Origin of the sequence: Halobacteriovorax sp. JY17 (genome assembly GCF_002753895.1) — a bacterium.
Classification (GTDB): domain Bacteria; phylum Bdellovibrionota; class Bacteriovoracia; order Bacteriovoracales; family Bacteriovoracaceae; genus Halobacteriovorax.
In genome coordinates this window covers 354206-367607 of record NZ_NJER01000003.1, presented here as the reverse complement: position 1 = coordinate 367607, position 13402 = coordinate 354206, and the positions used below count along the sequence as shown (strand labels likewise).

Annotated in this window: 16 protein-coding genes and 1 tRNA gene; 13 read left to right on the top strand and 4 right to left on the bottom strand. The window is 35.1% G+C overall.

Annotated elements, in window-relative coordinates; genetic code table 11:
* Window position 1: 1 nt before the first annotated feature.
* Both CES88_RS14165 and CES88_RS14160 read left to right on the top strand, forming a co-directional pair.
* Window positions 2-742 (top strand): hypothetical protein, encoded by a 741-nt coding sequence (locus tag CES88_RS14165; protein ID WP_290735709.1) that lies wholly within the window; start codon window positions 2-4, stop codon window positions 740-742.
* Between the two features lie 54 nt (window positions 743-796).
* Window positions 797-2053, top strand: coding sequence for a response regulator (locus CES88_RS14160; RefSeq protein WP_290735706.1), 1257 nt, complete (start codon window positions 797-799; stop codon window positions 2051-2053).
* Here the strand turns inward: CES88_RS14160 and CES88_RS14155 are convergent.
* Entirely contained in the window at window positions 2050-2748 is a 699-nt protein-coding gene (locus tag CES88_RS14155; RefSeq protein ID WP_290735703.1) for a biotin--[acetyl-CoA-carboxylase] ligase, read from the bottom strand. The two genes, CES88_RS14160 and CES88_RS14155, sit on opposite strands and share 4 nt — an antisense overlap.
* Window positions 2749-2824: 76 nt before the next feature.
* Here CES88_RS14155 and rph point away from each other — a divergent pair, with 76 nt between their 5' ends.
* The 6 genes from rph to CES88_RS14125 all read left to right on the top strand — a co-directional run bounded on the left by rph (window position 2825) and on the right by CES88_RS14125 (window position 7860).
* Window positions 2825-3529: a ribonuclease PH gene (rph, locus tag CES88_RS14150; RefSeq protein ID WP_290735700.1), complete on the top strand. Its 705-nt coding sequence runs from the start codon at window positions 2825-2827 to the stop codon at window positions 3527-3529.
* Window positions 3529-4119, top strand: a complete 591-nt coding sequence (locus CES88_RS14145; protein WP_290735697.1) for a non-canonical purine NTP pyrophosphatase — start codon at window positions 3529-3531, stop codon at window positions 4117-4119. Before rph ends, CES88_RS14145 begins: the two co-directional genes overlap by 1 nt.
* Window positions 4120-4157: 38 nt before the next feature.
* Window positions 4158-4232, top strand: a tRNA-Pro gene (locus tag CES88_RS14140).
* 372 nt (window positions 4233-4604) lie between these two features.
* Window positions 4605-5141, top strand: coding sequence for a metal-dependent transcriptional regulator (locus tag CES88_RS14135; protein WP_290735695.1), 537 nt, complete (start codon window positions 4605-4607; stop codon window positions 5139-5141).
* On the top strand, window positions 5134-7014 hold the full coding sequence (locus CES88_RS14130; RefSeq protein WP_290735692.1) for an FTR1 family protein: 1881 nt from the start codon (window positions 5134-5136) through the stop codon (window positions 7012-7014). Before CES88_RS14135 ends, CES88_RS14130 begins: the two co-directional genes overlap by 8 nt.
* 54 nt (window positions 7015-7068) lie before the next feature.
* Entirely contained in the window at window positions 7069-7860 is a 792-nt protein-coding gene (locus CES88_RS14125; protein ID WP_273871398.1) for a cation transporter, read from the top strand.
* Window positions 7861-7916: 56 nt separating this feature from the next.
* Here the strand turns inward: CES88_RS14125 and CES88_RS14120 are convergent, their stop codons facing one another.
* Together CES88_RS14120 and CES88_RS14115 are read right to left on the bottom strand one after the other, a co-directional pair.
* The gene (locus CES88_RS14120; RefSeq protein ID WP_290735684.1) at window positions 7917-8084 is read right to left on the bottom strand and encodes a hypothetical protein; all 168 of its coding nucleotides are present in this window, start codon (window positions 8082-8084) and stop codon (window positions 7917-7919) included.
* Between the two features lie 2 nt (window positions 8085-8086).
* Window positions 8087-8413, bottom strand: a complete 327-nt coding sequence (locus CES88_RS14115) for a recombinase family protein (protein ID WP_290735681.1) — start codon at window positions 8411-8413, stop codon at window positions 8087-8089.
* A gap of 219 nt (window positions 8414-8632) precedes the next feature.
* On the opposite strand from CES88_RS14115, the gene CES88_RS14110 reads away from it, so the two are divergent.
* The 5 genes from CES88_RS14110 (at window position 8633) to CES88_RS14090 (ending at window position 11571) form a co-directional block, all read left to right on the top strand.
* The gene (locus tag CES88_RS14110; protein WP_290735678.1) at window positions 8633-9007 is read left to right on the top strand and encodes a hypothetical protein; all 375 of its coding nucleotides are present in this window, start codon (window positions 8633-8635) and stop codon (window positions 9005-9007) included.
* A gap of 43 nt (window positions 9008-9050) precedes the next feature.
* Window positions 9051-9824, top strand: a complete 774-nt coding sequence (locus tag CES88_RS14105) for a HupE/UreJ family protein (RefSeq protein ID WP_290735675.1) — start codon at window positions 9051-9053, stop codon at window positions 9822-9824.
* A 9-nt stretch (window positions 9825-9833) separates the two neighbouring features.
* A complete protein-coding gene (locus CES88_RS14100; RefSeq protein WP_290735673.1) occupies window positions 9834-10169 on the top strand; it encodes a DUF6488 family protein in 336 nt (111 codons plus the stop codon).
* A 1-nt stretch (window position 10170) separates the two neighbouring features.
* Window positions 10171-10509, top strand: coding sequence for a hypothetical protein (locus CES88_RS14095; protein ID WP_290735670.1), 339 nt, complete (start codon window positions 10171-10173; stop codon window positions 10507-10509).
* A gap of 126 nt (window positions 10510-10635) precedes the next feature.
* Window positions 10636-11571 carry a hypothetical protein gene (locus CES88_RS14090; protein ID WP_290735668.1) on the top strand — a complete coding sequence of 312 codons (936 nt, stop codon included), beginning with the start codon at window positions 10636-10638 and terminating at the stop codon, window positions 11569-11571.
* On the opposite strand, the gene CES88_RS14085 is transcribed toward CES88_RS14090, so the two are convergent.
* On the bottom strand, window positions 11568-13157 hold the full coding sequence (locus CES88_RS14085) for a methyl-accepting chemotaxis protein (protein WP_290735665.1): 1590 nt from the start codon (window positions 13155-13157) through the stop codon (window positions 11568-11570). The genes CES88_RS14090 and CES88_RS14085 overlap by 4 nt on opposite strands.
* Window positions 13158-13402 lie beyond the last annotated feature (245 nt).

Sequence of the window (13402 nt, the reverse complement as noted above, 5' to 3'; positions counted from 1 at the left end):
AATGGCAAAGCTTAAGAGTTATTCCGTTTACACAAATCAAGGGCCATATCTTCAAATTAATGAAGATGATGCTGTTGTAGATTTAAAAAATAAATTATTTCTTATCTTTGATGGTTTTGGTGGATCAAATATTGGAGATGCTGCTGTTGAAAAAATAAAGAATACGATATTAAAATTCTATACAAAAATAGGTGGAGATCCAGATTCAACTTTCCCTTTCTATTATAGTCATAAGTATTTAATTGAAGGAAATGCACTTGTAAATTCAATGCATCTAGCTCATTCGATGATTAAGTCAGATAATCAAGAAAAAGACTTATCAAGCAGGGGAGGCGCTTCTTGCATTGCTGCTACTTTGGCCGATAGTATTTTAACTACTTCTTCAACTGGAAATTGTAGTGCTTTTCTTTTTAGAAGAGGAAAGTTAGACAATGTTGTTCGCCCAGACTCTCTTGAGTCACTAAGTGAAGATAGTTACGATATTCAGTTTAGAACGACACCGATGAGTGGTTTTGGATTATTTGATGATCTTCACTTAAATGTGAAAGAGTTTAAAGTTATGGGTGGGGACTTATTTATCTTTATGACTGATGGTGTTTACTCACGTTTATCACATAAGGAAATTAAGCATACTCTTGAAAGGCAGGACCTCGATGATAATGGAAAAATTAAAGAGCTGACTAAGCTCTCTAATCAAAGAGGAAACTTAGATAATCAGTCGACTATTTTTCTCCAGTTTTAACTCATGATTTAATAATCAGTTGCTTACCTGCTGAATTTAGGTGACAATATCTATATGGCAGAAAAAATATTAGTCGCTGACGACAGTCTTACAATTCAAAAAGTTATCTCAATCACTCTTTCAAATACTGATTACGAGTTAGTCGAATGTTTGAATGAAAGTGATTTAATTCAACAGTTAGAAGTAGATAACTTTGATCTGATCTTACTTGATTTCAACTTATCAGATAAGTTATCAGGCTATGATTTAGCAAAGAAAATTAAGGAGCTAGCTCCTGATTCTGAAATCTTGGCCATGCTTGGAACATTCGACACAATTGATGATTACCAACTTTCCGACTGTGGAATTGGTGACAAGATTGTTAAGCCATTTGAAAGCGATAAGTTTATTCAAAAATGTAGAATGCTCTTAGATAGTAAGGGAGAGCTTTCAGATATTAGTTTAGATGATTCAGAATCATTCTCTTTAGAAGAAGTTGAAGAGGAAGAAGATGAGGTTATTGGTGAAGATTGGGTGGTTGATTCTCCTAAGCCTAGTGATAGCTCAAGTGCTATATTGTCAAAATCAGATCAAGAACCAGAAGAATTAGTATTTAACGAAACTATTGCAGAAGATGCTTTAAGTGAAGAGATGAAAGGTTGGGGAATTGAAGTTCCCAATGTTATAGGTGCTGAGAATAGATTCGGTGTTTTTCCTCCAAAAATTGAAGCACAAGAAGTGTCTGAAGAACCTTCTGAAGATAATGTTGAAGATGATTTAGATGAAATATCGATGAGTGACTTTTCTAATGACGATGGTGAGGAAGAGGACCTTGATGCAACAGATCCTTCATTTCAAATGCCACAAGATTTCCTAAGTAATAATGAGACTTCTAGCTCTCTTGAAGAAGAGGTTGATAAGGAAGATTTCTGGGCCGTTGATGGCGATAGTGAAGATATAACTTTTGAGGAAAATAAGAACTCATTTGATACTACTCCTACAGCAAGTATGGAAGATTTAGACGATATTGCTGAAGAAGAAGTTGATCAAATCTTTGCTGATTTAGAAAGTGAAATAGATTCAGAAAAAGAGAGTTACACAATCGAAAATATGGCTTCGGCTAATAATCGCTCTCCAGCAATAGAAGTTGATATTGATACAAATGAAATTGTAGAGAAAGTTAAAGAAGCTATTACACCTGCACTTGAAGAGCTCGTTCAAAAGTTTTGTAGAGAGAAAATTGAACAAGTCGCATGGGAAGTGATTCCTGATCTTGCAGAAAACCTAATTAAGAAAGAAATCAAAGAAATAACAAGTACATTAGAACACTAATTCAAAAAAAGTGATCCAGTGTAAACTTTAGTGATGAGGCCCTTATTTTCTAAAAGGGCTTCTCCATTTTTTCCAATACCTTTAAACATTCCAGCCTGTATATTATTTGAATCTCTTATTTCTACGGATTGATCCATGTGAACACAGTAAGTATTCCAAGTTTTAATTGTCTCTTCTTTTGTTAATCGATTGTTAATAAGAAAAGAATATAAGTTTAATGCAATTGATTTCACTCTTCTGCTTTCAATCTCTTCATTTGTTATATGTGATCTTCCAAATTTGAATTGCTCTGATTTCTCTAGAGTTTTAGACGGTCCATAGTTTAACCCAAGACCCACGAGGATTTTATCTCTATGGGTTTGACATAGAATTCCTGCACATTTCATTCTATTTGAATTTAAAATATCATTAGGCCACTTTAGAAGTAGATTTTCACTTTTAAAAAAAAGACAAATTAGAGCGCCAATCTCAAGAGAAGTTAGTGTGAGCTCTGAGTTTGGTGAAAGGATAAAGCTCATTGCAATAGAGTTCTCCACACTTTCCCACGTGTTGCCACTCCTTCCTCTTCCTTTTGTCTGTTTTCTACTTGTAATTAGTAGATTTGGAGAATCATCTCTCTTTTCTAACTCTGTTTTTAGAATTATTTGTGTTGATTCGCATTCTTCAAAGTGTAGGTGTTCAATATTGTGATTCATAGTAAAATGACCTTCTTTTCAATTCTCTAAAGAAAAGGTAGAAATAATAGATAATCATTATAAAGGGGCCACTCACATGTCAATTATTGAAAGATCTGAACCGAGAGAAATTAAATTTACTGCAGGAATAAATCCATATGCTGCAGGGAGTGTTATCGCTGAGTTCGGTAATACAAAAGTTCACATTACGGCAACAGTAGAAGAAAGTGTTCCAAGATTCTTAAAAGATAAAGGGCAAGGCTGGGTTACTGCAGAGTATTCTATGCTCCCATCATCAACTCATACGAGAAATAGAAGAGAGAGAGATAAGGTTAGTGGTAGAACACAAGAAATCCAAAGACTTATTGGAAGAAGTCTTCGCGCTATAATTGATTTAGAAAAGCTTGGTGAAAGAAGTATTCAAATTGATTGCGACGTTCTCGTTGCAGATGGTGGAACAAGAACAACATCAATTTCAGGAGCTTATGTTGCTCTATCGATGGCAATTGAGAAGTTACTTGAGTCTGGAAAAATAGAAGAGAGCCCAATTAGAGAGCCTCTTGCTGCACTAAGTGTAGGAGTTACTTCTGGTGGAAAAGTTATTGCTGACTTGAATTACGAAGAAGATTCAACTTGTGAAACTGATATGAATATAGTGATGACTAAGTCTGGAAAATTCATTGAGGTTCAAGGAACAGCAGAGGGAGAGCCATTTTCAAGAGATGAGCTTAACGCGATCTTGGATTGTGCTTACGATGCACTCAAAGTTGTCTTCGCTGCTCAGGAAAAGGTTTTAAAATAATGGAATTTGTACTGGCGTCTGGAAATGCTCATAAGGCGGAAGAGTTCTCAGAATTATTTGATAAGAATATTTTAAAAGTTGTCCCAGCTAGCTCTAAATTAGAGGTAGATGAAACAGGTTCAACATATAACGAGAATGCTTTCTTAAAGGCCAAGGCCTATTACGACCAATTTAAGGTACCAGTACTTGCCGATGATTCAGGATTGAATGTGGCGGCTTTACCGGAAGAGCTTGGTATTTATTCTGCCAGATTCGGAGGGGAGGGTTTAGATGATAAAGGTCGTGCTCTTCTACTTTTAGAGAAACTGAAGGAAGTAGAAAATAGAGAGGCTTACTTTACATGTGTGCTTTGTTTCTACATCAGCCCTCAAGAAATTTTCTTTTTTGAAGGAAGATTAAATGGATTTATAGGACAAAATTACATAGGTGATCACGGATTTGGCTATGATCCTATATTCCATGGTTTAGGTGAGTTTGAAGCAAGGACTGTAGCTGAAGTCCCTGAGTGGAAACATAAAAACTCCCATCGCTCTCACGCTTGTAAAATGGCCCAGAAATTTTTCAAGGAAAGAGATTGCCAAATAGTGTAATTGGCCTTATAAAAATCACTCATTAAAAATGAATAGATCGGAGTGTAGCGCAGGGGTAGCGCACCTGCTTTGGGAGCAGGGGGTCGTAGGTTCAAATCCTATCACTCCGACCATCTTTTTGTGCGATATTTATTGCACTATTTTTAAATCACTGAAATTATTGTTTTTTAGCCCAAAAGCTTGGTTCGTCTGCGATATTTTTCAACGAAATTGCGATATTTAAATCATGATTGTGAACTATTTATTTGCGATATTTAATCACAGCGATGAATGAAAATTAGTAATCTCTAAATTTATGTTTTACTCAATCCCAAATCTGAAAATTTATGAAATCTCTAAAAGGTTAAGACGACACACTCCCCGCTCTTTTTTGTTCTCGACTGGATGGAGAAACTTTCCAGAGAGCAATCCTCACTGTTAGGCATGCTTGACAATATTAGAGATTAAAAATATGTTAGGCATACCTAACATAAAAAGAGGATGCCTTGGAATTTCAATTTGGACAGTACTGGAAGGAATATAGTGAAAACGAATTATCACATTCTGAAACGCACTATCTCTTAACTATTTATTCATTTTTACAAAAAAGTGATCAACTCAGAGCTTCCACTATCGCCAAAGAACTTGGTGTTAGTAGAAATGCTGTTCATTTACAGCTCAAAAAGTTATCAGAAAAAAAACTTGTTAAAATAAAAGATAACTTTATATCACTTCCAAAGCATTCGATAGTGTTAGTCGAAAAAATCGCTAATAAGAGACAAACGATGATTGTCTTGCTTACAGAAGTGTTGGGACTCCCTGAACATATAGCTGTGACGGATAGTTGTAAAATAGAGCATTTACTATCTGATGAAACGGGTGAATCTCTACTTAAGTTTGTTCAATTCTTACGTTCTGATCGCAAGGTCGTTTTGCAATTTTTAAAAGAGTTTCAAAAATATTACCTACAATGTGACCCCGAAATTGGCTGTGGTCTTTGTGAAAGTATACATTCTATGGAGAAAGGCAATGAGGATGATTAAGATATTTTTTTGTTTGTTATTTGTTATTGGTTCTACAGCATTTGCATCGACTAAAGAGAACCAATTAGCTGTCCACCTTTTAAGCTATTTAGCTCAGGACTACGGTGAAGCTGTTGCCAATGGAAAAGTTATAAGTAAAGGAGAATATGAGGAACAAATTGATTTCTCCAATGAAGTTATTAGAATTGCAAAAGAAAATAATTATAATCAAAGTTTAAGCTCTAGTATTCAAAATCTTAATCAGTCAATTCTAGCTAAAAGTAAGGTTCATGAGGTTTCTGCTCTAGCAAATAAAATAAAGTCTGAAATTTTAAAACAGTTCAATCTTTTAACTTATCCTGAGACAAAAATTGACCTAACTAGAGCGGCCAATTTATATAAGAATAATTGCATGAGCTGTCATGGTCAGAATGGATATGGTGATGGTGAGGCCGGAGAAGGGCTAGAGCCAAGTCCTACGAACTTTCATGACTTAGAGAGAATGAAAAATGTATCTCCTTATGGGGCATATAATACCATTACCCTAGGAGTAAATGAAACAGGAATGGCCGCTCACGACTATCTTTCAAAAGAAGATCGTTGGTCGTTAGCTTATTATGTATCTAGCTTTCGTTTTAAGAACATAGAAAAGAGAGCAGGTTTAGTTTTAGATGTTAAGGAAAGCTCTTCCCTTTCAGACAATGAGATTCAAAAAAAATTCGATTTGAAAGAGGATGATTTAATGGGAATGATGGCAACGATAAGAGACATCAATTCACCACCACCTTCAAACGGCAATAAAGGGCAAGTTGAAATTTATTTAAAAAAGGCAATCAAGGACTTAAAAGCAAGCTTTTCACTATATAAGGCAGGAAAATTAAAAGAGGCCAGGAATCTTTCATTATCTGCTTATTTGCAGGGAGTTGAGCCTGTCGAGGGAATTTTAAAGTCTAAGAATGCAGACTTAGTAATTGAGCTAGAGACATCATTGGCAAAATATAGAGGTTTAATTAGTGAAAGTGCTAATCATAGCAAAGTCGAATCCGTTTTAAACCCCATACTGAGTAAGCTCCAAGGGGCCATAGATACCTCAACGATCAAGAAAACAAATGTATCATCATTTTTAGTGTCTTTTGGCATTGTACTAAGGGAAGCATTTGAGGCAGGCCTTATATTATTTTTGTTACTGAGCCTTACTAGGAAGTCTAATGCAACTGCATTTAATAAACATATTCATTTAGGCTGGATATCTTCAATAGCAATCGGAGTTGGTGCATATATCTTGCTGAGTAGATATATTAGTATAACAGGGGAAGTTGCTGAATCTCTTGAGGGATATACTGCGTTAATCGCATCCTTATTATTGTTTTATGTCGGATACTGGATGCATAAAAATACTGATATTCAAAAACTAAAAGATAAATTTACCTCAGCAGTAGACACTACTCTCGGAAGTGGGAGAGGTTTGACTTTATTTTTTATTGCATTTACTGCATCTTTTAGAGAAATATTTGAAACAATACTTTTTCTTAAAGTATTAATTCTTGACGGTTATCAGCAGTACTTTGTTGGAATTGGAGCTATATCAGCAGTGCTATTAACCTTTTTTGTCATTTTGGTTGCGATTAAATTCTCAATCAAGCTTAACTTAAAGTATCTATTTAAGGCATCAACTATATTAATTTTGAGTTTATCGACAATTTTTTTAGGAAAAGGAATTGGTGCTCTTCAAAAGACTGGTGTATTTCCACAAACTTCGCTAGATATTTTTTCTCTACCATCAATAGGCTTTAATTCGACGCTAGAAGTTCTAATCGCACAAATGATTATGGTTCTTTTAGTCCTCTCTTTTTTCATCGCTTCCAGATTAAAATTGGAAAAAGGTATGGCATAGGTGCAAAAAACATCTGTAAATATAAAAAAAATGGATTGTCCTTCGGAAATAAAAATGATCGAAGGATTGATGGAAAACTTAGATCCAAGTGCAAAGATGGAGTTTGATTTAGAGTCTAGGACTGTGCATTTTTATCATAGTGTGGATAAGCACCAAATAATAGAATCTTTGAATACCATATCCCTTCCTGGTGAGTTAATTAGTACAGAAGAAATAGGAATTGATGAAGTTCCAGATATTGCTCCTAGTGTAGAAGCGAAAACGTTAAAATACTTACTAGGCATAAACTTTACGATGTTTGTTATTGAGATCATGTTAGGGTTTTATGCTGAGTCTACAGGGCTTCTCGCTGATGGACTTGATATGCTAGCTGATTCATTTGTCTATGGCCTAAGTCTTTACGCTGTCGGAAAGTCGATCTCAATGAAGCACAAAGCAGCATACTTTAGTGGAGTAATGCAAATCTCTCTTGGCTTGCTTTGCCTAGTCGAGGTCGGTAGAAAGTTCTACTTTGGGAGTGAGCCACTTTCTAATTATATGATTGTCGTTTCAATGATCGCTCTTATCGCGAACCTTTGGTGTCTTGTTTTGATTCACAAGCATAAAGACGGCGAAGTTCATATGAAGGCCAGTTGGATTTTTTCTGCTAATGACGTAATTGTTAATACAGGAGTAATTGTTTCTGGTGCGTTAGTTTATTTTCTTAATAGTAATATACCAGATTTAATTATTGGTGGAATTGTCTCTATTATAGTAATTAGAGGCGGTATTAGCATAATTAGGTTATCAAAAATCAAGAAAGTAGAGCCAGTAAAAGAGACATGTTGTTCTAATAAATGTGATTAACTAGTCATTAAGCCTTTTTGAATTTTGGTACTAATAGAGCTATGGCCAAAAGGGGCTTAATTTCTCTGAATCATTTTTAAAGTAAAATCTTCTAAGCTTGGCAGACCCCTTTGTATTTTTGTGAGAGCTTCCTTTTTGATGGCCTTACTAGAGAAGTTTAAAACTGTCGTTCCTGTAATGGCTGTAAATACTACCGCAAGAATGATTTCAATAACTGCACGCATGATTATTCCTCCTGTTTGGTTTCACGCTTAATAATGGTTGAGATAACGGACTTGTCCCAAAGACCGCCGTACTTACCTTTAATTTTTTTCTCGTTTAGAATTCGAGCGATTTTTCGCAAAGAGTTACCTTGGGCATGAAGCTCCAAGATCAGTTTGATGATTTTCTGTTCTTTTTCACAAAGAACTAGCTCCCCATTTTCCACTTTGTAGCCATACTTGGGTTTGGAAGGAATTGGAGTGTCTGACTTCTTAATTCCATGGGCCTGAAGGGCTTCAATGATAGATGTCTTTGGCCACTTTCCTTCAGTTAGTTCACTGATTTTGCTCATTGAGAGATCAAAATCGAGGTATAGTTTCCGTAAAATTCCGATATTTTCCTTGGGATTATTGAAAAAATGTGTAATAAAAACAGATAGATATGAGCTATGATGGTTTGGTTCGCATACGGTGTCGGCGAGCCGACCATTTTTCTTTCCCGCTCAAGTCCCTCAATATGTTGAAAATAAAATGTTTTAAAGTTCTCTTTAAGTCCTATAGACTATTCAAATATGTATAAGATTTTTAAAGCAGCAATTCATTTATTCTTTTGTCTATGTATTGTTAGCACAGGGAAGCCTTTATTAGAGTTAGATAATACAAAGTCTCACTTGGATAAATATGCTCATATAAATAAAATTCACCATGATAATATTGATGATACAGCTCTGGAGCATGGTCATAGTCATAGACATAGCGAAGATGGTGAAGAGCACGAGCATAATCATGATCATTCAAAGATTCCTCAATTTGAATTGAAGTTTTTAAATCAATCTACCAATATTCAAACCAACTCAGATCAATATAGGCCTTCACAAGGTTTTTTTGAAAAGTATTTAATTTCAAGTCCTCACTTGTTGAAACTCTTTAAGCCCCCGATTGGCTAACTCTTTTTTTAATTCTAATCACAATAATTTATTTGGAGAAAATATGTATAAACTAATATTAAGTTTTCTCATGTTATTCATGTCAGCAAGTTCTTTTGCTCATGGAATAAGTGAGGAAGCTAAGCAAGCAATGATTGAAGGTGGTTATCTTCAATATATATGGCTCGGTGCCGAGCACATGATTACTGGTTATGATCACTTACTATTTCTTTTTGGAGTAATATTTTTCTTAACTACATTTAAAGAAATAGTGAAATTCATTAGTGTCTTCACTCTTGGTCATAGCATTACGCTTATTCTAGCAACTTTTATGGGGATTACGGCTAACTATTGGTTGGTTGATGCAGTAATCGCCATTAGTGTTTGCTATAAGGGTTTTGATAATAATGATAGATTTAAAACATACTTTGGAATGAGGAGGTCTCCGAATCTCTTAATGATGGTTTTTATTTTTGGCCTAATTCATGGTTTTGGTCTTTCAACAAGATTGCAACAGCTCCCACTTGGTGAAAAAGGAATGGGAATGTTGATGAGAATCGTCTCTTTCAACGTAGGGGTTGAGCTTGGACAAATTGTCGCCCTCGGGATTATGCTAGTCTTACTGTCTGGAGTTCGGAAGACGAACTTCTTTAAAAGATTTTCAAAGATAGCTAACGATGGTCTAATTCTTGCGGGATTTATGCTCTTGCTAATGCAGCTTCATGGCTACTTACACAACTCAAGCCCCGAGGAATTTGGATTTAGTGAAGATAATCATATTCATCATCACCTTAAGATAGATAAGACTAAAAATACTGAACAACACGATAACTTATAAGGAAAATTTATGAAAATTATAACAATTTTAATAACACTTACTTTAACTTCAATTTCTTTTGCTGGTCCGGGAGGAGGACATTCTCATGGACATGGTCACTCTCATAGTGCTCCTATGATTAGTAAAGAGAAGACTGAAAAAATTGGAAGAGAGCATATCCAAAGGCTTATAAAAGCAAAGAAAATAGATACTTCATGGCTCAATTCAAAGTTTGATAAGTCAGAGATGAAGAAAAATGAATGGATCGTTACATTTGACAATGACAAAGGTGTTAAAGGAAAAAAGCTTTATATCTTTTTGAAAAAATCAGGTGGATTTGTCGCAGCAAATTTCTCGGGAAAATAATATGTGGTTAGCAGTAGGTAAAACGATTTTCGCGGCTATTTTAATTAGCTTTGTTTCTTGGCTTTCAGGTAAAAAGACTGGTTTGGCAGGGTTCTTGACCGCCTTGCCTCTAACTACTCTTTTAGCTCTGGCTTTTTCTCATTTAGAATGGGGAGATTCAAGTCAGTCAGTTGAATATGCAAAGAGCGTATTCGTTGCGATACCTGTTTCATTATTATTCTTTATTCCATTTCTCCTGGCTCAAAAATTTAATTTAAATTTTTGGACCTGCTATTCAAGTGGAATAGCTTTACTGGGATTTGGATATTTTATTCATTCATACGCCACTAAATTTCTTTAAAATAGTCCCCCTCATTTTTTGGGGGGACTTCTTGTGTAAAAAAACGATGTTGAAGAATTTCGTCTGGCTATTTTTGTCTTAATTTTCCTATAAAATTTCTATAAGTTCTTGTGTTATACTTTGATAATGAACGTTATTCTTGTTTTCTTTTTTTCCTTTTTTTCCATTCAGGCAGAAGTGTCTCAATTGGTAAATGGATGTAATTCTGGAAAAGCTACAGACTGTTTTGAGTATGCTTATAAAAGAGCTGTTGATGGTGATCAGCTTGCTCCACTTACTTACTTTGAAAAAGGTTGTAATTTAAAAGACGGAAGATCGTGCTACGCCCTAGATAGAGTTTATAAGAAATTAAATCAATTGATTAGTGATCCGAAGTATTTAATTCTTGCGTGTGAACACTCTTTTGGAATGGGATGTTTTAAGCTTGCGGATTTTAACTTTACTAAGAAAGATTATTTACAATCCTTAGATCACTACGAAAAGGCCTGTACTCTAAATGTTAAGAAGGCCTGTGAAAAAAAAGATCGGTATGATATTTATTTTTCAAAAATTATTCGAACAAACTCGAAAGAATTAAGTAAAGAAGAGCTCGCAGATCAGAAAAAGTATCTTGATCTTTTAAAAGCGAGAATGAAAATTTTGGAAAAGAGCTGTACCGAAAAAAAGTACGAGAAATGTACAGAGCTTGCTTCAAAGTATCTCTTCTTGGCCAATTTAACAGAAGCTAGGAAATGGGCAGAGACAGCTTGTAACAACAAGAGTGCCCAGGGGTGCCTAGCTTTAGGAGAGGTTGAACAGAAGGAAGGGAAACTTGATTTGGCCTCCTTTGAAAAGGCCTGTGATCTTGAACTTGCAATGGGTTGTATTCGTTACGCTCAAAGTATTGAAAAGAAAAATTTGGCAAGATCAATGAGTTTCTACAGAAGAGCTTGCCAGGTTAAAATTGACCCATCCGCAGAGTCTTGTTTAAAGTATTCAATTTATCAAAAGGCGAATCCTAAGCTTGCTAAGAAATATAAAGAGCTTGCTTGCAAGCTCGATAAAGTTATTTGTAATAATTAAGAAGCTTTCTTCCTTTCAAAGTCACCAAGAATGACATTTTGAATTTCTGAGATGGAGCTATTAACATGAGTGACCTGATCTTTAAGTTTATTTGCAACTTCGGAAGTATCTCTTGCAATGCCTGTATTAGATTTTGACGAGCTATCAACTTGAAGAATTGATTCTTGAAGTTCCTCTATTCCTTTTGATTGCTCTCTTGAGGCCGTAGAGATTTCAGAAATTGAAGTCGTGACATGCTCAACACTTGTTACAATATTTTCTAAAATTTCACCGCATTCATTCGCAATACTTGAGCCGTTGGTTACACTTGTTCGTACATCTGTAACTAGTAGAGAAACTCTCTTCTGTGAATCGTTAACGATTCTATTTACTTGGTCGACGCTGGAAGAAACCATCTCTGCAATATCAATCGATGCTTTCCCACTAAGCTCTGCAAGTTTTCCAACCTCTTCTGCAACGACAGCGAATCCCTTTCCAGCTTCACCAGCTCTTGCCGCTTCTACTGAAGCGTTGAAGGAGAGAAGCTTTGTTTGAAAAACAATATCGTTAATGATTTGTGTCTTCTCTTCGATCTTATTTATGAGATCAGTGATTTTTTTCATTTCTAAATTATTTCCATCTAGCTCTTCAACAATTGTATCAATATTAATATTTATATCACTCATGGATTGAATCATTTTTGTTACAGCTTTTTTTCCGGAAGAGGCTTTGGTAAGGCTTGATTTTGCTAAGTCGTCAGACTTGATCGCATTGTCTGCAGTCATTCTCACCATTGAGCTAATCTCTTCAAGAGATGAGGATGATTCTTGAAGTGAGGTGTCTTGTTGCTCACTTGAACTTGAAAGGCTTTGAGATGTCTCGGCAATAGTGTTCGCACTAAGAGTTAAAAAACTTGAACTCTGTGTAAGATTTTCTAGGGTTTTTCTAATAGATGTGGAAATTTTGCTCGCAAAAATAAATCCAGTTATAAGACCTAAGAATATTCCCGTAATTGAAATTCCAATTAGAATGATGTTTAAAAAGTGTGAAGTCTTTGTTGCAGAGTCGGAAGAGTGTGTTACTTCAAGACGAATATATTTATTGTACTCATCAAGGACTGTTTGGTATTGGCTTGCCGCTTCCGGGCAATGCTTAAGAAATATTTCGAGTAGTTTAATCTTTGCTGGTTCATCGTACACTTTTGCTAAATCAAGTGCGCGAACTCCAACACTTTTAAAATCAGCCCATTCTTTAAGAACATTTTTGTAGAGAATTTCTTCTTTTGGGTTTGAGATTTTGGCATTTAAATTGTCGGAAGCTTTTTCATATGCAGCTACTGCGTTGATTGAAGCTTGTATGGCCTCAAGCCTGTCTTCATCACTTAGGTTCGCAAGACCTAAGGTTCTTACCGCAATTCTAGTTTTTTGATAATTCACATCCATCTCACTTAGAAGAAGGCTTCGAGGAATAACATCGTGGTTAATATTTTTGGATAAGTCGGTAAACTTTTGAAAACCTAAGTATGAAACGATTCCAATAGTCAGACTTACTGATGACATGAAAATACACAATAATATAAGTTTAATCTTAAAGTTTATCTTTGTCATAATTCCTCATTTTCAAGATTTCTTAAGTTGTCGGAACGTTTTTTTAAATATTTACAGCGTTTACTAAAGGAAGAATCAAGATTTTATTTAGTAAGTGCCTTAACTACCTTTTTATCTCGCTAATATTGGGTTGAAGTTAATAAAGTTAATGTTTTTAAGTTATTAAAATTACGTTGAGCCTGGCCTCACAAGATCTTACATTTAATAATTTATCGTGTACGAAAGGCCTTTATTAATGGTAGATT